General features: G+C 41.1%; 16 protein-coding genes. All 16 read right to left on the reverse strand.

Annotated elements, in window-relative coordinates; translation table 11 throughout:
• Positions 1 to 99: 99 nt before the first annotated feature.
• On the reverse strand, positions 100 to 1,140 hold the full coding sequence (locus tag ACUW85_RS02405; RefSeq protein WP_048729568.1) for a Gfo/Idh/MocA family protein: 1,041 nt from the start codon (positions 1,138 to 1,140) through the stop codon (positions 100 to 102).
• On the reverse strand, positions 1,141 to 2,109 hold the full coding sequence (locus ACUW85_RS02410) for a sugar phosphate isomerase/epimerase family protein (RefSeq protein WP_048729566.1): 969 nt from the start codon (positions 2,107 to 2,109) through the stop codon (positions 1,141 to 1,143). It abuts the gene before it with no gap.
• Between the two features lie 40 nt (positions 2,110 to 2,149).
• The gene (locus tag ACUW85_RS02415; protein ID WP_182023194.1) at positions 2,150 to 2,863 is read right to left on the reverse strand and encodes a ThuA domain-containing protein; all 714 of its coding nucleotides are present in this window, start codon (positions 2,861 to 2,863) and stop codon (positions 2,150 to 2,152) included.
• Positions 2,864 to 2,873: 10 nt separating this feature from the next.
• Entirely contained in the window at positions 2,874 to 3,968 is a 1,095-nt protein-coding gene (locus ACUW85_RS02420; RefSeq protein WP_048729562.1) for a Gfo/Idh/MocA family protein, read from the reverse strand.
• A gap of 111 nt (positions 3,969 to 4,079) precedes the next feature.
• The gene (locus tag ACUW85_RS02425; RefSeq protein ID WP_048729560.1) at positions 4,080 to 5,183 is read right to left on the reverse strand and encodes an ABC transporter ATP-binding protein; all 1,104 of its coding nucleotides are present in this window, start codon (positions 5,181 to 5,183) and stop codon (positions 4,080 to 4,082) included.
• Positions 5,184 to 5,312: 129 nt separating this feature from the next.
• Positions 5,313 to 6,161: a DUF1189 family protein gene (locus ACUW85_RS02430; RefSeq protein WP_048729558.1), complete on the reverse strand. Its 849-nt coding sequence runs from the start codon at positions 6,159 to 6,161 to the stop codon at positions 5,313 to 5,315.
• A 63-nt stretch (positions 6,162 to 6,224) separates the two neighbouring features.
• Entirely contained in the window at positions 6,225 to 7,082 is an 858-nt protein-coding gene (locus ACUW85_RS02435; RefSeq protein WP_154837477.1) for a sugar ABC transporter permease, read from the reverse strand.
• Positions 7,083 to 7,085: 3 nt separating this feature from the next.
• Positions 7,086 to 8,423 (reverse strand): carbohydrate ABC transporter permease, encoded by a 1,338-nt coding sequence (locus tag ACUW85_RS02440; protein ID WP_048729554.1) that lies wholly within the window; start codon positions 8,421 to 8,423, stop codon positions 7,086 to 7,088.
• A 168-nt stretch (positions 8,424 to 8,591) separates the two neighbouring features.
• Positions 8,592 to 9,866 carry an extracellular solute-binding protein gene (locus ACUW85_RS02445; RefSeq protein ID WP_182023193.1) on the reverse strand — a complete coding sequence of 425 codons (1,275 nt, stop codon included), beginning with the start codon at positions 9,864 to 9,866 and terminating at the stop codon, positions 8,592 to 8,594.
• Positions 9,867 to 10,019: 153 nt separating this feature from the next.
• A complete protein-coding gene (locus ACUW85_RS02450; protein ID WP_182023192.1) occupies positions 10,020 to 11,837 on the reverse strand; it encodes a glycoside hydrolase family 13 protein in 1,818 nt (605 codons plus the stop codon).
• A gap of 136 nt (positions 11,838 to 11,973) precedes the next feature.
• A complete protein-coding gene (locus tag ACUW85_RS02455) occupies positions 11,974 to 14,202 on the reverse strand; it encodes a PTS transporter subunit IIBC (RefSeq protein WP_182023191.1) in 2,229 nt (742 codons plus the stop codon).
• A 307-nt stretch (positions 14,203 to 14,509) separates the two neighbouring features.
• Complete coding sequence (locus ACUW85_RS02460; RefSeq protein WP_182023190.1) at positions 14,510 to 15,346, reverse strand: endonuclease/exonuclease/phosphatase family protein; 837 nt, start codon at positions 15,344 to 15,346, stop codon at positions 14,510 to 14,512.
• Positions 15,347 to 15,477: 131 nt separating this feature from the next.
• Positions 15,478 to 15,969 (reverse strand): hypothetical protein, encoded by a 492-nt coding sequence (locus tag ACUW85_RS02465; RefSeq protein ID WP_182023189.1) that lies wholly within the window; start codon positions 15,967 to 15,969, stop codon positions 15,478 to 15,480.
• Positions 15,966 to 16,757, reverse strand: a complete 792-nt coding sequence (locus ACUW85_RS02470; RefSeq protein ID WP_154837469.1) for a MurR/RpiR family transcriptional regulator — start codon at positions 16,755 to 16,757, stop codon at positions 15,966 to 15,968. Before ACUW85_RS02470 ends, ACUW85_RS02465 begins: the two co-directional genes overlap by 4 nt.
• A gap of 72 nt (positions 16,758 to 16,829) precedes the next feature.
• The gene (locus ACUW85_RS02475; protein WP_182023188.1) at positions 16,830 to 18,173 is read right to left on the reverse strand and encodes a 6-phospho-alpha-glucosidase; all 1,344 of its coding nucleotides are present in this window, start codon (positions 18,171 to 18,173) and stop codon (positions 16,830 to 16,832) included.
• 145 nt (positions 18,174 to 18,318) lie between these two features.
• Entirely contained in the window at positions 18,319 to 20,010 is a 1,692-nt protein-coding gene (locus ACUW85_RS02480) for an alpha-glucoside-specific PTS transporter subunit IIBC (RefSeq protein WP_182023187.1), read from the reverse strand.
• Between the last annotated feature and the right edge of the window lie 438 nt (positions 20,011 to 20,448).

Here is a 20,448-nt window from a genome sequence, read left to right on the forward strand (position 1 = left end):
GAGTTCTTCAGGGCAGACAGGAAATACATCCTAATTTTAGGAAATGCTAGGAAAAAGCATAGACCTATGGCCTATAAATTAATTCAATTAGTCATGTACTTATTTCAAGATACTATCAATCAATTGCATGACTTGGCGGACTTCTTCGTTTTTAACGATGGGTTCTGCGCCTACTGTGACAACGTCATAGAAGTTGCGGTAGAAGGAAACGTCTGCTGGCTTGCTCTCTGGTAAAGGCAAGGTCTCTGTGACGCCATCAACTGGTGGTGCCATTGTTTTGGTCAAACCGACGCCTGCCCTAATCGGTGATGGTTTATTTTCCACATCATTACCGGTTGCTTTCACAATGCGCCCGTTCATTTCCCAGTCTTCAATGATAGCTGTTCCTTGGTTACCTTTGATATACCAACGAGGCAGGCTAATGAAGTTAGATGTCCCAACTTCAACATGGGCGCGGATGCCGTTTTCAAAGGTGATATAAGCCATGAATCCGTCGTCTACTTCGTCGCCGAGGATATAAGATAAGTCTGAGTGAACGGACTTGATTGGTGAATCTACTAGCCACAATAGTTGATCAAATAAATGGATTCCCCAGTCTAAGACCATACCGCCACCGTGGGCTTTTAGATGGCGCCAGTCGCCTGGAATGCCATTAGCGCCGTGGACGCGTGATTCAATCTGGAAGACATCTCCAACGGCTTGACGTTTTGTGAATATGTCTTTGACTTGTAAGAAGTCTGGGTCCCAGCGACGGTTTTGGTGCACCATGAGTACGCGTCCTGTTTCTTCAGCTACGGTTATCATTTCGTCGAATTCTTCGGTATTCATGGCGACTGGTTTTTCACAAATCACATGCTTACCGGACTTCATGGCACGGATAGCTAGTTCTTTATGACTGTCGTTTGGTGTAGCGATTAAAATTGCATCGACTTCTGGGTCGTCTAAAATAGCTTCAAAGGCTGGGTAGACGTAGGTCCCCGTTTCTTCCGCCACGTCTTTTCGTTCTTGGTCAATGTCATAAATCCCCACGACTTGTAGGTAGTCGGCTTCGGCTGAAATCAGGCCGTGGACATGGTAGGTCCCCATGCCACCGTAACCGATTGTTGCGATATTTAATTTATTATTCACTTGTTTTGTCATCTATGCCCACCACATTTCTTGGGGTTGGTCTCGCATCATGACAGATTTTAGATTGGTAATGGCACGGTCTAGTCCTTCATCTACAGACATAATTGGATCTTCGTGTTCAATTGAAAGCACGTAATCGTAGCCGTAAATGCGCAATTGGGCCAACATTTGTGACCATTCGGACATCGGATGGCCTTCACCAACACTTCTAAAGGTCCATGCACGACTGGCAACATCTTGATAAGGTTGCATATCAGTTAGGCCGTACATGTTGATATTGTCTTGGTCTAAGTAGGTATCTTTGGCATGGAAGTGGTTGATTGCGCCAGCTTTACCTAAAATTTTAATGGCTGCGACTGGGTCAATTCCTTGCCACCACATATGCGATGGGTCAAAGTTACAACCGATATTGTCCCCTGCTTCAGACCGTAAACGTAACATGGTTGCTGGGGTATGGGCTAAAAAGCCACCGTGCATTTCAATCCCGATTTTAACGCCCGCTGCCCCTGCTTCTTGGTTAATGTCCTTCCAGTAAGGGATTAAGACTTGGTCCCATTGGTAGTGGTAGGCGTCTGCATATTCCGTTGGCCAAGGAATGACCGGCCAGTTAACATGGGTATCTGTCGCGTTTCCGCCCCCGACACCTGAGAAGCCATTCACAACTGGCACGTTCATTAAGGATGCCAGTTTGATGGTTTTTCTAAGCAATTCATCGTGCGCTCGTGCTTGATTTTTATCTGGTGAAATGGGGTTACCATGCGCCGATAGGGCTGAAATTGACAGTCCGCGGTCCGCAACTTTTTGTAGGTATTCTTTTCTTGCATCACTAGATGCCAAAAGGGTATCGATTTTCAAGTGTGCATCCCCTGGGCTAGCACCGGTACCAATTTCTACCGTCTCAAGCCCTTTTGCTGCTACTTGATCTAACATCTCTTCAAAGGATAAGTCATTAAATAACGGGGTAAATACGCCTAATTTCATAAAATCCTCCTATACTCATCTAATTTCTTTATTTCAATTTTTAAACTTTACTATTTGTTTCAATAGGAAAGTGACCATATGTAGGCCTTTCAGTTAGGGGTGCTGCCCAGTGGACGGCATTTTTAATGACCTGCTGGATAGTTGGATGATAATAAGTTGGGAAGGTTTCATGCCCGGGCTGGAAGTAGAAAATCTTCCCGTTACCCCGGCGATAGGTCATGCCTCCACGGAATACTTCCCCGTTTGGATAACCGGTAATAAAAATCAGTTCATCCGGCGCCGGAACGTCAAAGTGTTCTCCATACATTTCTTCTTGGTCTAAATCAATCCACTCGCCCACACCCTGGGTAATTGGGTGAGACGGATTCACATTCCACACCTTGGCAGAAAGACCGTCCTCGCGCCATTTTAAGTCACAAGTCGTTCCCATTAATTTCTGGAATATTTTAGAAAAATGACCCGAATGCAAGACAATCAGTCCCATGCCATCCAAAACGCGCTGGTGAACCCGGTCAACAATCTCATCTGCCACTTCACCGTGCGCCATATGTCCCCACCAAAGGAGGACATCCGCTTGATTTAAGACTTCCTCGGTCAAGCCGTGTTCTGGCTGGTCCAAAGTCGCCATATTGACTTGAAAGTCTGCCGTTAAGAAACCGGCTAAAGCTTCATGAATCCCCTCTGGATAGACAGCTTTCACGTCCTCATCCGTCAATTCATGACGAAATTCATTCCATACTGTTACTCGAATCATCAGAATCCTCCTATTGATTTAGAATTACGGGTTGTCCAGTTTTCGCTGATTGATAAATGGCTTCTAGAATTTCAGTCACTATCAAAGCTTCTCGCGGTTTTACAACCGGCTCTGTATCATGAATAATGGCTTGAATCCACTGCTTTGCTTCCAACACTTCGGGGTCATCAGCATCCCCTTCAAAGAAGTCAACTGCACCTGGGTCAACAATGACTTGCTTGTCGAATAATAGGCCATGGTCTTCACCATTAATCGTTAACCCATCGTTCATATCCGCACCACCCTTAGTCCCGTGCAAGGTCGTTTTCGCCTCACCTGACTTAACGGTATTCAAGGCCCACGATGATTCTAGATAAATGCTCGCACCATTTTCCATGACGATATACCCAAAGGCTGAATCTTCAACGTTAAATTCTTTGGGATCCCAAGAACCAAAGGCATTTGCAGCATTTTCTGTATCAGCTAATTTTCTATAAGTATTTCCAACGACGTATTTGGGCTGATAATTGTCCATCATCCATAAAGTTAGATCAAGTGCATGGGTCCCGATATCAATTAAAGGGCCTCCGCCTTGCGCTTCCTCATCAAGGAATACACCCCAAGTTGGGACAGCACGACGACGAATAGCATGCGCTTTAGCATTGTAAATTTCTCCTAATTGACCCTCTTGGCAGATGGCTTTTAGGTATTGGCTGTCCTTTCTAAAACGGTTTTGATAGCCGATGGTTAATTTTTTACCGTTTCGTTCAGCCGCTTCGATCATCGCGCGACCTTCTTCAGCTGTTTTGGCCATTGGTTTTTCGCACATTACGTGGTTGCCTGCATCAAGCGCTGCAATGGATAATTCTGCATGCGTCGCATTTGGGGTACAGACATGGACCACATCTAAGCTTTCTTCAGCCAACATATTCTGGTAATCGGTATATACACTGGATTCGCTGGTCCCAAATTTGGCTTTTCCAGCCAAGGCCCGGTCTTCGACCAAATCACAGAAAGCCACCAATTCTACCCCTTCAACTTGGGCTAAGGCCGGTAAATGCTTCTGCATCCCAATGCCTCCGCATCCGATAATGCCTACCTTTAATTTTGTTACTGATTCTGTCATGTGAATCCTCCTTATAAAATGTCATCTCAAAACAATGCAACCGGTTTCTTTAATTTCTATAGAAAAAGGCACACACGGTTCTTGTTAAGATTCGCATGTACCTTGGTCGTGCTATTTAATCACTTTGCCTGTTTCAACATCGAAGAAGTGGGCCTTATTCATGTTAAAGGCAATCTTGATGGTTGAACCAACTTCATGGTAGTCACGGGCATCTACCACAGCGATGAACTCTTGTCCTTTAACATCTAAATATAGGATAGATGTTGCCCCTGTTAATTCGGATACCGTAATGGTTGGTTCGACAACCGTTTCTGGTGTAGCGTCTAAAGCCAATTGTTCAGACTGCATATCTTCTGGACGAATACCAAAAGTCACTGTTTTGCCGTCATAACCTTTCTCGTCTAAAATACGACGAGTTGGTAAGGTTACTTCAAGTTTCGTGCCACCCTCTAAATGGATTTGGCCAGCTTCATACTTCACGTCCACTAAGTTCATAGCTGGTGACCCCATAAAAGCAGCAACAAAGGCATTTTCTGGGTTGTTATAGACTTCAAGCGGTGTCCCTACTTGTTGGATTTCACCTGCATTCATAATGACAATCCGGTCAGCCAGAGTCATGGCTTCTGTTTGGTCATGGGTTACATAGATAATGGTTGTGTTTAAACGTTTATGTAATTTAGCGATCTCAGACCGCATGTGAACCCGTAATTTGGCATCCAAGTTGGATAAAGGCTCATCCATCAAGAAGGCTTTAGGTTGACGGACTACTGCACGTCCTAAGGCTACACGTTGACGTTGCCCACCAGATAAGGCGGCTGGTTTACGTTCTAATAAGTCCGTTATTTGCAGTAATTCTGCCGCTTCATCCACGCGCGTATCGATTTCTTCTTTGTCTACCTTACGCAATTTCAAACCAAAGGCCATGTTTTCACGCACAGTCATATGTGGGTATAGGGCATAGTTTTGGAATACCATGGCGATGTCACGGGTTTTAGGTGCCACATCGTTAACGACTTGTCCGTCAATGACCAGGTCCCCTTTAGTAATATCTTCCAAACCGGCTACCATCCGTAAGGTTGTCGATTTCCCGCATCCGGAAGGACCTACGAAAACGATAAATTCGTTGTCTTTAATATCTAAATTGAAGTCCGTTACCGAAAACTTCTCCGCATTGTCGTATTTTTTATAAATATGATTTAATTTTATTTCAGCCACAAGGCATTCTCCTATCTTCAAAAATGCACAGTTCAATTGTCATTTTCTTAAACTTGTTGAAGGTGGTACATGATCCATTTAAAGCATCTGGTCTAGGTTCAAACAGGCTTCAAAATCATACTGGATGGATTAAGCTTCCAACAGTTGAAATTCGTCCAAGGTTTGGTCGCGGAATCTTGTTTTCCACATGACTAAGAGCAGCATGGTCACTAGACCGATTGTTTGCAAGCTAGCAATTAAAGATACATCAAAGTTGTATAAACCGTAAGCCATAGCCAAGAAGGTTGGCAATGATAAGGCATTTAGGATTAAATTGATGGACTCTTTATAAGTTTCAATAGACGTAACCGGGCTCCCCTTGGTCATATAGAACATTAGGGCCGCAATCCCAACTAAGAATAGGTTCATGGCTAGGAATATCAAGCTGATCACACTCGAGAAGATCAAGACCACTAAGACGCGGTTTTGGTCTAACCATTGCTGGCTCAAACTTTCCTGAATACCTGCTTGGTCAAGCCCTGTCAAGTCGAAGTCTTTGGTATAAAGGACCGTTGCCGTTGGCGCCCCAGCTTCCATTAAGACGAATTGATTCTCTTGGAAAATGAGTGCCGTTTTCCCGCTAGCTGCCAGTGTCTCTAGCTGATCGTCTGCTAATCCAAAGGCGACGGTTCCTTCAGCGCTTTCTGAAACCACTGGTTGGCCGATCAGCATTTCTCCATTTTCAAAGGTGATTTGCTGGATCTCGGCTACCACTTGGTCATCTACAAGGGCCATGGCATTGGGATAGTAGTCAGTTACGGGAAACTCGGTCATATTGGCATAGTTTAAGGTTACTGGAACTGTCATCAATCCGTTTAAGAAGAGGATGACCAGCAACATTTGCCACCATTTGAGGTCATGGCGATTAAACCAAATTTTGCTTGGTGTCCAAATACTCTTAAAGTAATTGATGGGAAATATTGCTTTTAACACGTTCATCGCCTATCTTTCTATCTGCTAATTGCTTGCTTAATCCGTAAGTTACTTGTGAAAAATCATGTATTACCCTTTCGTACCACCAGCAGTTAAACCAGATACAAAGTTCTTTTGTAAGTAGAAGAACATGATTGAAATTGGTAAGGCGATTAAGAGCGCCCCTGCCGCGAATAGGGTTACCCGTTGTTCACGAGGATTGGTAATAAATTGTTGTAACCCGATGGCTACGGTGTAATTTTCTGGTGAACGCAAGATGAAACGGGCTAGCATGTACTCACCGAATGGGGTCATAAATGCCCATAAGGCTTGCACTGAAATCATTGGACGCACTAACGGTAAGACGATTTGTCCAAAGGTCCGTAAGTGGCCTGCCCCGTCTAATTTTGCGGATTCATCTAGGTCCATTGGCACGGTATCAAAATACCCTTTCATCAACCATGAGTTCATTGGGATTGACCCGCCGACATAGGCGAAAATCAAGAACCATAATTTGTCTAGCCCCCCAACTAGTAAGGCCATAACGTAAAAGGCGGTCAAGGCTGCTGTTGTTGGAACCATTTGAACGATGATGAAGAATTTTAGGGATTGTTTACGACCTGCGAACCGGTATCTTGAGTAGGCATATCCGGCTAAGGTAATAATCGTTACCTGTAAGGCCATGGTAATCACCGCAACGATTAAAGTATTAATATACCACTGACCGTATTGGGTTTCTGTAAACAAGCGTTCAAAGTTACTTAGGGTAAACTGACCTGAGAAGTTCAAGTTAAAGGCAATTAAGTTTCCACCCCTGAAGGCTGATGTAATGGTGATCAGTAAGGGATAGATGATGATGATTGCCATAAAGACTAAGAAGGCATAGGTAAAGAATTGGGTCCAAAAGCGGCCGCGTTTTTGCGTGTTAGCTAATTTTTTCTCAGCCATGGCTTAATCCTCCATTTCAAAAGCATTGCTGTATTTAAAGATGATCAATGAAATCACAATAACTATAGTTGAGATAATGATGGTAATCGCGGATGATACGTTATATTGTGGCGATTGCCCTGTTGTCAACTTGTAGACCCATGAAATCAAAATATCTGTAGTCCCGGCATTGTTCCCTACTGAACCAGGTCCACCTTCATTAAATAGGTAAATCATTGTGAAGTTGTTGAAGTTTCCTGTGTATTGCGTGATTAATACCGGTGCCGCAACTGACAAGATATGCGGGAAGGTAATGAATCGGAATTTTTGGATTGGTGAAGCCCCGTCGATTGAAGCGGCTTCGTACCACTCACCTGGAATAGATTGTAAAATTGACGTGGTCAATACGTAAATATATGGGAAACCAAGCCAACCCTGGATAGAAATTAAGGCCACCTTGGTCCAGAATGGGTCCGTTTTCCAGGCTAGTGCTGGAATTTCCAAGAATGGAATAAAGTTATTGATAAACGGAATGACCTGGGAGTTAATGGCTCCGGCAGATGGGTTGAACATATTTGAAAAGGTTAAGATTGAGATGAAGGCTGGTACCGCCCATGGTAATAGCAAGATAACCCCGAAAAAGCGACGGAATTTGATGAACGGTTGGTTCATCAGAATCGCTAGGAAGATGCCTAGACCTACTTGCAAGGTTGTAGCAAATAGGGTCCAAATGACGGTCCATGAGAATACGGCACCGAATGTTTCTCGGTAGGTTGTTAGGGTAAAGATTGAATTAAAGGTCTCAAACCCTGTCCACTCGATTAATTTAGCGGGTGGAATGTGTTGAAAGTCGTAGTTGGTAAATACGATTAGGATCGTTACCACTACTGGGAACACAATGGCAAATAACATTAAGATATAGGCTGGGATGGTTAATAGATAAGGGAAACCTGATTCGTAAAGGTTATTTAAGATATCCTTGGCTGATCGGTTGACCTTGTCTGGGTTGATGGCGTTTAGTTTAGCCACATTGCGCGCATCCCACATTTGTACGGCGTAGAAAATAAAAAAGATGACAGTTATTAATAATTCAAGTACCCCTTCAATTAATAAGAAGAGGGAATGATCTTCACGAGGTGTTACACCTAGGGTAATTAAGCCATTGAAGGCATCAAACCCAAAGCTGAATAAGTGGAGAATGTATAAGGCAAAAATCACTAAAAAGATGACGCCTTTAAGGACTTGCTTGTTTACAAATTGCCCACCACCAGGGATGATTGAGGCCAAAGTCGCTTGATTGATACGACTCTTTTGCTCAGAAGTGAAGTTCACTTTTTTTCTTTCTTTTGCAGTTTTAACCACTGCAACCAACTCCTTCACTAGAAAACCATGACAAGTATCATAGATTCTTTTTGTTTAATGGTTCATTACTTAAAAATTTATGCCACTTCTTATAATAAGAAGGATGGCTCAGCGATGATTACTAAACCATTAGCTAAACCATCCTCAAATTTTTTAAAGGGGTGTCACTTAGTATTTTTGTGCAATGTTATCTACAATCACTTGAACAGCGTCGTCTGCTGATTGTTGTGCAGATTTGTTGCCTGATACTGCATCAAACATCATTGTTTCAGCACCTGTCCAAACTTCAGCCATTTCTGGAATATTTGGCATTGGTACAGCATCGTTATATTGCTCGATAACAGCGATAGCTAATTCATTTTCACCGGCATCCACAATTGCCTGACGGGCTTGTTGGTTAGCTGGTACTTCTGAGTTAAATTCATGTAGGCTATTCATATTTTCTTCAGTCGTTACATATTCTAACCATTGTTGTGCGGCTTCTTCATTTTCAGTATAGCCTGAAACAATCCAGCCCTTACCACCACCGAATGTTTGGTAAGCTTCCCCATTTGGCAATGTTGGGATTGCAGCAACGCCGTAGTCAACGCCACCTTCTTGGTAAGAAGCTGCAGACCATGGTCCGCCGATTACTGCAGCTGTACTGCCAGAGATGAAGGTTTCATCTACGAAGCTACCAGCTGAAGTTGTATCTAACATACCTTCTGGCCATTTTTCGTACCATGTTTGTGCGTATTCAATCCCTTCAACAGCACCTTCAGTATTTAAACCGATGTCAGCTGTATCAGTACCATCTTGCCCGAAGATGTAGCCACCGTGACCAGCAATTAAACCGTAAGCAGAGTAGAAGTCTACCCAGTTTGCTAAGAAGCCAGTGTTTTTGCCTGATTCAGAAGAGTAGTCATATGCTGAATCTTCTGATAAGGCTTCCAATTCTTCAAATGTTGTTGGGGCAGTATCGATTAATTCTTTGTTGTAGTAAAGGACTAAGGCTTCAACTACATAAGGCATACCGTAAATTTCGTCATTAGCTGTTACTTGACGCTCGTCTGTTTCGTCATAACGACCATCATCTGGCAGTGTTACTGGTAATAAATGTCCTTGAATACCTAGGTTTCCAATCCGGTCGTAAGGGGCGATTGTCACGTCTGGCGCAATCCCTGCTGGACCATCTAATGAAAGTGAATCTAAGGTTTCGAACATTTCACGTTCAACAACTTCAACGTCAATCCCTGTCTCTTCTTCAAAGGCTGGGGCAATTTCGTTTACGTAATCTACATAGTCAGCACCAACTGATACTTGTAAGGTACTACCGCTTGCGCTATCTGATCCGCCATCTGAACTAGCAGATTCTTCACCACCATTCCCACATGCTGCAAGCACTAAAGCAGCTGACGCTGTTACCAAACCAAAGGCTGTTTTCTTCCACTGCAATTTACTCATTTACTTTTCCTCCTAAAATATAAATACCCATTATGTAATCGCTTGCACAGATTATGGCACATGATTTTAATCTTTGCAACCGTTTTCGTATAAGTTTTAAAAATATTTTTTTACTTTTAATATATTGCAAGGTATCTCTTACTGTCGACTAGCTTAATTTACACTAACCATGTAGGTTCCCGGTCTCACTTGAATGTAACCGCCTTCAACTTCTGCAATATTGGTTAGGACAATTTTTGTATTTTTATCTAGACCAATCTGCAGGTCTTGATTACCCTGGTTAAAATAGGCGCGCAAAGTTTGTCCATAATAATCCTTTTTAAAAGCTAATATTCGATCACTTGGCAAGTCGCGTGACCAATCTATGCTGGCAAAGTGAATGAGATCACTATAGGTTTGACGCACTTTTATGAGATCTTTAGTGAACTGTAACATCGCTTGATCTTGCTTATCCTTTTCCCAGACCATACATTTGCGATTATCTGGGTCATTACCGCCATCTAAGCCGATCTCTGTCCCATAATAGATGCAAGGTGTACCCGTTTGTAAGAACATAAAAACGAGTGCCGATTGCACCTTATCTCTGTCATAGTTAGCCCTTGACAGGATTCGGTCTGTATCGTGGGAATCCAGTAAGTTAAATTGAACCTGATTGGTTTGTGCCCGATAAAGCATTCGCTGGCTGGTTATCCTGTCTATAAATTGTCGATTAGTCATAATGTTTTCAATTGTATAATCCTTTACTACTGGTCCAAAGAAAAAGTCTTTGATTTGGTCTGTCAGCGGATAATTCATAATGGCATGGAATTCATCCCCTTCAAGGAATCGTTGAGCTGAATGCCAAATTTCACCTACAATATAGAAATCTGCCTTCAAGTTAACGCAAGTCCGATGGAAATCTTTCCAAAATTGATGGTCTACTTCATTGGCAACATCTAATCGCCAGCCATCGATATCAAAGGTTTGAATATAGTGACGAGCAACCTCTAGTAAGTATGCCTTAACTTGTGGATTGGCTGTATTTAATTTAGGCATATGTGGTTCGAACGCAAAGGTTTGATAAGTTAATTGGTGACGGTCAAACTGTTCACCACCACTGTAATCAACTGCTTCAAAGGCTTTAACAGGGAATTCTTGAACATAAAACCAGTCGCTATAAACCGAATCAGCTTGATTGGTTAATACATCCTGCCATTGATTAGAGGTATAGCCAATATGGTTAAAAACAGCATCTAACATAACCCTCATACCGCGAGCATGAGCTTGACTAACCAGTTCCTTCAATATTTTAGGATGACCAAATGCTGGGTCAATTGTCATATAGTCATTAGTATCATATTTATGATTCGTGTCACCTTTAAAAATAGGCGTTAAATAGATACCCGTAATCCCCAAATTCTCCAAGTAGTCCAGATGATCGATAATACCTTGTAAGTCACCACCGTAGAAATCATCGTGACGCGGATGTTTTCTAGCTCCCCAGGGCAAAGTGTTTTCTGGATCATTGGTAGGATCTCCATTCGCAAACCGTTCAGGAAAAATCTGATACCAGACCGTATCCTTCACCCAAACTGGTGTTTTTACTCGGTCAATTTCATGGAAGTATGGCAGACGAAAATATGCATTTACTTGTTTCAAAATATCATGATCATCTATTGGATAAACCCCTCGATCACAATAAAATACTTGCTCGCCATCATTACCTTGAACACGAAAAGCATATGCCAAACGATTAGGCGCTAATTGCCATTCACACTGCCAATAGTCATGTATATCACTAGTAGCCACCTTAGTCATAGCTTGACCTGTCTGATACCAAGCTTCTGAATAATGTAAATAAGTATCTCCCGCTAATAAATTTACTTTTACCACATCATCTTTCTTTGTACGCAAGCGGATATGAACAGTATCTTCCGTATATAAATAAGCAAATTCACTTTCTGGACGATGGTATAAAGCTGCTAAATCCAATAGTGTCCCTCTTTTCTCTACCCTACTTTGATTTTAATTATTTTCTATTTTAGAAAACGCTTACATTTGTGATTAGAAAAATAGCTAATGGCCTGTTAACCATTAACTATCTTACTACTGTATGTTGATTACTATCTTAAGAAAGAATCTCTCCTGCTTTCTGGCCCCCATCAATTTGTTGATCAGTTTCAGACAAGTCAATTCGATCAATAGCATCTGAGTTGGTTACCACTACGATAACTGTTTTTTCTTTACCTGCTTCTTCAACCGCTCGTAAGTTAATTTCACCAATCACTTGTCCAGCAGTTACTTCTTGATCTACCTTAATTGTTAGACCAAAAATTTCCGGGTCAAAATCATTTGTATCAATACCCATATGCACTAATACTTCTAGACCATTACTTGTTTGAATACCAATTGCATGATGACTTGGGAAAATCGATACAATTTTACCAGCAACAGGTGCGTAAACTTTCGCTGAGGTTGCGCCCTCTTTAGGCTCGACAGCGTAACCATCTCCCATCATTTTTTCTGAGAATACTGGGTCATTTACAACAGAAATATCCAATAATTGCCCAGATACTGGTGCAAAAATAGCTGTTTTTTGACCAGACGCCGTACCTTTTCCAGTATTATTAGCCGGTTTGTTGACCTTTGTTTTCCCTGTCACCTTGTCTGAAGGTTCCGGAACAGGTGCACCTGCCTCTAACAAGTCGTTGATATCAGATTTTAGAATGTCTGATTTAGGACCGTAGATGGCTTGGACTCCGGTACCGCGAACCATTAAGCCCATAGCACCAGCTGCTTTCCAATACTCATCGCTAGCTACTTTTTCAGTGTCCTTAACTGTCACACGTAAACGCGTCATACATGCATCTACAAAGTCGATATTTTCTTTACCACCTAATAGGTAGATAACATCGGCAATTTGTTGCTCGCTCGCATTTGAGGCAATGGCTGAAGTTTGGCCGTCAGCTGCTTTATCAGCTTGTTCAGCCCCCAATCCCTCTTCGTAGTTACCTAAACGACCAGGTGTTGCATATTTAAATTTCTTGATCATGAAGTTTGCAATAAAGTATGTTAATACACCAAATACCAGTGTCACCAAGATGAAGTTGATCACGTCACCCATAATACCGGCTTGCGCTGATAATGGGATACGGGTCAAGAATTCAATAGTCCCGAATGAATGCACCCGTAGGCTTAACACATCTGCCATAGCAAATGCCGCCCCTTGAATCACCGCATACACCACATATAAAGGCATAGCGATGAACATAAACATGTATTCCAATGGTTCAGTCACCCCAGTTAGGAAAACGGCAGCTGCAGCTGAAATAAACATTGGTTTATATTTCTCTTTCTTATCTTGGTCAACATTGCGGTACATTGCGTAGGTTAACCCCATCAAGATACCTGAGGAACCAATCATTTGCCCAACTTTGAAACGAGCAGGCACCCAATTTTCTAGTACAAATTGATAATTTTGCGTGTCACCAGCATTGTTGAAGTTTGCTAAGTCAGTTGCCCAAGCTAACCATAATGGGTCTTGTCCAACTACTTGTGCACCCGCTTGCGCACCCGTTAAAATTTCATAAGTACCACCAAGTTCGGTGTAGTTAATTGGAATAGTTAACATGTGATGTAAACCAAATGGTAATAGTAACCGTTCTAATGTACCGAAGATAAACGGTGCTAAAACAGGCGCAGTATCTTGAGATGTTGCAATCCATTGACCAAATGCATTAATACCTGATTGAATTACTGGCCAAACTACAGCTAATCCTAAAGCTGTTGCTAAAGACCATACAATCACAACAAATGGTACAAAGCGTTTCCCATTAAAGAAGGACAACACTTCTGGTAATTTACGATAGTTGTAGTATTTATTGTAAGCGCTCGCCCCAATAAAACCTGAAATAATCCCTACAAATACCCCCATGTTTAAAGCTGGCGCTTCTAGAACACTAGTAAAGTAGCCATTTATAGGAATCGTTTGACCAAATACCGTGCTTGTCACAGCAGCAGGATCAGCTAACATTTCAGCTGTAACGCCAAACAAGGCACCTGTAATCCGGTTAATTAAGACAAAAGCAACAGCTGCCGCAAAGGCCCCACCAGCACGGTCCTTAGCCCATGAACCACCAATTGCAATCGCAAATAATAAATGCAGGTTACCAATAATGGCCCAACCAATTGACTCTAACACGCCGCCCGTAGTGACTAAAAAACTAATATTTTCAGCAAACAAGGGAATGGTCTTACCAATTGAAATCATTAAACCTGCAGCTGGCATAACTGCAATAACAACCATCAAAGCCTTCCCAAATTGTTGCCAAAATTCAAACGTAAACAGTCTCTTCATTTTTTTCGCTCCTTCATTTACACCCTTTTGATAACGGTTTCATAACTCAAAACAAATTATACACTGTAAATCACTTTTGTGCAACCGTTTGCACCTTTTTTTAACTATAGCAAAAAAAGCCGCGAGAATTTCCCACTCTCACGGTCCTTTTAAATGTTTTATTTAATTAAAAATACTGCTCTTCTTGCTACTTCTAACATTTGTTAGCCTTAAATATTGTAGATAAATCAGAAAATCTAGCTAGTGATCATTCTAATATTGCCATATTTACATACGTAGTTTCAATATTTATCTTTATATTCAGCTTCTAGTCAATAGTTTCTACCAGTACACCTGAGTGGTCTGATACGGATTGCTGACGTTCGCCATCAAAAACAACTTCAGAGGTCTTGACTTTTACATCTTTTGGTACAAAAATGTAATCGATTCGAATTTGTTCTTTAAGCCCGGTCCAACCACCGATTTCTTTCAATACTGTCGGTCCACCGACAGTTTCTTCTGCAATCATATACGAGTCTATGATTGGAATAGCCGTTGACACCATGTAGTCATAACCATCTGTCCCGGCAGGATTATTAAAGTCACCCATAAAATAAATTGGCAACTTAGTTCTAGCCAGGTATTTTTCAGTTTCTTGCCATTCATAATGAAATTCTTCATTATTTTTCCCGTGCCACCATGAGAAGTGACCAGAAACCGCCATAAAGCTTTCGCCATTTGGTTTAGTGATCTTAGCCGTAAGAATACGCCGTGTTTTATAGTCATACCAATTATGACTTTTTGATACGTTATAGCTAGTGACGCTATCAATTGGATATTTTGATAAAATCGCTACACCCTCTTGCATTGTGTCATGCGCAATATGAGTCATAGCCCACGCCCAATAGTAGGTTTTGCCTAATTCCGCTAATAATGCTACTAAACGCATAGCAAAATTATCTTCTTTAACATTCACTTGCCCATCCATAGGGACAAAGTTCACAATATTTTTAACGTCTACTCGATGTCCAATAATTTTCTGATTAACTTCTTGTAAGCCCACTACATCGACATCCCACTCAGCAATCGATTGCGCAATAAAAGCTAATTTTTGATCTTGATCATCTTCACCATAAGAATGAGTATTTAATGTTAACAGTTTCAACTAAATTAACGCTCCTTTTTATTCATTTTGATATCAGTAACTTGTCTGTCTAATTCGATTATAACTCAAACCATTTAATTCACAAAAACATAATGTGAAGTGAAGTCGAATCCTCTATTAACACTCAGACATTAGCTGCCCGTACTAATCCGCCAGATAGCAAAACGAATAAAGGCTGCAATCAATAGCATGGCCATTTCACCAGCAAAGTGGCTAATATTGTGCTTCGGTGATTTGAAAAGGACTTGGAAGGCATCTCCTAGTCTCACTTTTAAAATCACAACACTAAAGGCAATTAAAATAAAAATCAAGATGGCCATTCCGGTGTTGCCAATCAATAAGAAACCAATCAAGATAAGTAATAAACTGATATAAAATTGCCCTAGACTATCTTGTGTTTGGTCAATTTGATCCCACTTAGATTTGACTAAAAAGCCCGCAAAAGGCAGGATACATACAGACATTAGTGAAATCACTGTAGAGACATTCGTGGTCAAGTTTTCTAGTAAACCCAGTCCTTGCGCGTTGCCTTGGAAAGTTAATAGGGCAACATATAAGATGGGTGCAATAACCAGTAATATAATCACAAAATGTACCATTCGACTTAAATTTTTTCTGGTCATAGGTCACGCTCCTCATTTTCTTTCTGTAATCGTTCTTGTTTTCGCACATATTCAAAATAGGCGATTGCTAATAAGTTGGTGGCTTGGTGGATAGGTAACATAGATGCAAAGGCTTCATCCTTATAATCAAAGCGTGTTGTTTTAAAATAGATTGTATAATCGGCTAAGCTAGCTAATAAACTGGTATGCATTTCACTCACCGCAATCAGGATGGCCCCTTTACTCTTAAAGATTTTCAATTCTCGTTCAATCAATGCCACATTGCCGCTAAAAGACGCCACAATCAGCACATCTCCAGGTTTAATAGATGCACTCGCAATTTTCAGCTCCAAAGGTGCTGAAATATCGATAGAAAATTTATTGTTCAATAAAATACTTCTTCTAAAATCGTTTAAAGCGTTCTTTTGCGCCCATCCAGTCCCATATAAGAAGACATTATCCGCATCAAAAATACTTTCAACAATGGGTTCAACCTGCATATTACTGAACATCTTAAAGGTATCTTGGGTATCGGCTGCTAACTGCCCCATTGGATCAATTTCACTATCATGCCGTTGATTATCTGCTTCATTGTTGAGGTAAAACTTAAATTCCGCATAACCTGAAAAGCCAATTTTTTGGGTAAAACGTGAAATCGTCGATTTTGAAACAGCCAAAATCGTTGCTAATTCAGTGATAGACATCTTCCTAACCGTCTGACTATGCTTCATGATATAGTCAAAAATATAGATTTCATTTTCAGTTAATTTACTATACAAGTCGTTATAGATATTTTCTATAGGTTTCATAAATGCCTCCAAAATAATAAGAGTGGACCTCGGCCCACTCCTATTATATCAAAAGCGTTTACATTTAATAGATTAAGATAACTCAGGCCAGTATGATGTGTTTGCCTCAATTAAATCATCCAGAATTTGTTTGGCTACGCGTGCATTTGGCACGGTTCTTGATAAGGTAATAGCTTGCCATAATTTTTGATAAGAACCTTCGCTCCAAGCTTCAACCACTAATTTTTCAACGGCCACTTGTTGCTCCATTAAACCTTTTTGGAAGCGCGGAATTTCGCCCGTTACCAATGGTTCAGGTCCGTTTGATGTAATGATACAAGGGATTTCTACCATGGCTGTCGGATCAAAGTTCACGATTGATCCATTGTTTGGCACAATCAACAACATTCTTTCACGCGTATTATACGCCAAGGCTCTCGCTAAATCGACAATATATGAGGCGTGATCATCTGCTTTTAATGTCGTTTTGGCACCTGACCCATAATTCACTACTTGGTTACATTCTGAGAACACTTGTTTTTCACGATGGTCCATTACTTCATTGGCACGCGTATAGTCTGGATTAGCTACTGCTACTTCATCTTGAGGGTATAGGTAGTATTTTAGATAGGTATTTGGCAGGGTATCTTCATCCAGCCAAGACACTTCCTTTGCTTTTTCATAGGTATGCATCCAACTTTCTTCCACTTCCTCTTCAGAAGCATCAGCCAATTCTTCTGGCGTTACATAACCATGTTCATGAACCCACTCTTTTAATTTTGGCATTAAATCGTTGCCTTCATGGTCACGGATATCTGTCCACCAACCAAAGTGGTTTAATCCATAATAACGAACAACGAAGTCTTTACGAGATTTAAGGCCTAAAATATCCGCCATCCGGTATTCAATCCCTACAGGCATATCACAAATGTTGATAATACGGCTATTCGGACGTAATTTTCTAGTCGCTTCTGCTACGATTGCTGCTGGGTTAGAGTAGTTTAACATCCAAGCATCTGGAGAGTATTCTTCCATATAGTCAATCAATTCAAGTACGCCACCGATTGAACGCATACCGTATGAAATACCACCTGGTCCACATGTTTCTTGACCAATTACTCCATATTTTAATGGAATTTTTTCATCTTGTTCACGCATGGCATATTTACCGACACGAATGTGGGCCATCACGAAATCAATGTCTGTAAAAGCTGTAGCTGGATCGGTTGTAGCCACGAATTCAATTTCTGGTGCGCGTTCATTTAGGATAATTTCACAGGCATCGGCAATTTGTTTTTGCCGGTCCCCGTCATTATCGTAAAATTTGATTTGACGGATTGGGAAAGTATCTAAATTATCCAGTAACATCATGATGATACCTGGTGTAAAAGTTGAACCCCCACCTGCTACGAGAATCGATTGTTTCTTTAATGTCATTATGAATTCCTCCTAATGCAATTGTTTAACCGCTACTTTTCTATACCTCTATGCTAACAGAAAATTAAGCGTTTTCACTAACCGCTCAACCTTCTGTTCGCATTTCAGTATTTATGAACTTGTTCCAACTTACGGAAATTGTTCCTTAATTTTTCGCTTTACCTGTCCGTTTAGCAATTTCAACGTCCACTTCATCACGAACTTGTGGGACATCTAGTCCAACGATAACTTGAATCGCCTGACCCTTACGTACCACTCCATGCGCTCCGTTTTCTTTAAACTCTTTATCAGTGGCTAATGCATTTGGGTCTTTAACTGTTAACCTCAATCTAGAGGCACAGTTATTAACATCAGTAATATTTTCTGGACCACCTAACAAGTCAACATAGTTTGAAGCTGTTACTGCGAAACGTCCACGACTAGGATCATTAGCTGCTTCTTCTGCGTAGTTTGTCATGGCTTTACTACTTGCTTTCGACTCTGACGGATCATGACTCGTATCGTCTGGGTCAAAACCTGCTGCCTCTTGTTTCTTTTTATCTTTATAGTCTTGTTTAGAGTACATTTTCACTTCTTCTTCGTCATCTTCACGTCCAGGTGTTTTCAAATCAAATTTATTAATCATCAAGCTGAAAACCACAAAGTAAATACCAGAGAAGATTAAACCAATAACTAGCCAAGTGATAATTGCACCAAAATGATTAGACCACATTGGAATAATAAATTTAGAAACAACTGAAATTAGACCAGAACCTATATCTCCTGCTAGTCCGAATAAGTACATAGTTGTTCCTAGTGAAGCTGCAAGTAAGGCATGGATAAAGAATAGTTGTGGGGCGATAAATAGAAAAGTAAATTCAAACGGTTCTGTAATCCCAGCCATAATCGCTGTGAAAGCTGTTGGCAATAGTAGGGATAATACTTCTTGACGTTTTTCTTTTTTCGCTGTCGCATAGAAAGCTGCTGAAATACCAATCGGTGCGAAAATTTTTGACATATTATGCAACCCAAATGCGCCTTCAGGGAATTGTTCACGTAAAGGTGCCGGATTTGAAGCAATTACATTTAATTGATTTAACCAGGCGCGTTCAATCCCGCCTTCTATCACTGCAGGGCCATAGGTAAATGGTTGGTATACAAAATGATGCAGTCCTGTTGGAATTAAAATACGTTCTAAGAATACATATACGAATACACCGAAGGCACCTGAACTCGCCAACCAACCCTGTAATGTTGCAATACCACCTTGAATAACTGGCCAACCCCAAGCTGTTAGGAAGGCTAATGGTAACATGATGAAGAATCCTAAAATATAAACGAATGTTGACCCTTGGAAAACACCCAACCAGTCTGGTAGTTTAGTATCAAAGTACCGGTTGTGTAGCCAAACAACAATAGCCGCTACGGCAATGGCACCAATAATATTGGTATCCAATGTTTTTACACTACCGATCAGTTTTAACCCACTGACACCACCTGGTTCTGCGGTATAATCTACCCCAAAGTTCGTCCCCCAAATTTCAAGGATTCTAGCCAGAAAACTTTGAAAAGTCATGTAAACAATAAATGACTCCAAGCTGGCACGACCAGCCGCTTTTGTTGCTAACCCAATAGGTAAACCAATTACAAATAGCAATTCAATTTGATTAAATACTGTCCAACCACCAGATTCTAAAACCGACCAGATATTTCGCCAAAGACTGCCCTCGGATGCGAGACCACCCATAATCAATTCATTTTGGAAAAGAATCGAGAAGGATAATACAATACCCGCGAACGAGAATAACAGCACCGGCACAAACATTGCGCCCCCAAACCGTTGTAATTTCGCCATCATAATTTCTTCACTCCTTTTTGTTGAATATTGCTTCCAATACTGTCATCTTAGCATTGCTTTTTTCTATATGCAAACGCTTACATGTTTATTGAGACAAGTTTTCTAACCCGCACCCTGTTCCGAAATTAGGAAATCGGCCCAAGAATAATCAAAAAAAGACAGAGGCCTTAGGTAAATAGGCTTTCTGTCAGCTTAGATGTGTTTCTTTATTTTGCAAGAAGTTATGGCAATAATACGCCCGAATAGATCTAGACCCGAATTATAATGGCGACGAGTAAGATAAGCCCTTCTCCGGCTAGTTTCCGAAAAATTTCTGGTTCTCGAAGTCTTGCGAAGACTTCTGAATATCTAATGGCTAAAGGTAGTTTGGAGGCTAGGAAGAGGAAGAGCATGAAAATGATCATAGCGTAATCCCCCATTAAAATCAGTGTTGCGGTG

Source organism: Aerococcus sp. 150760013-2, assembly GCF_053627715.1.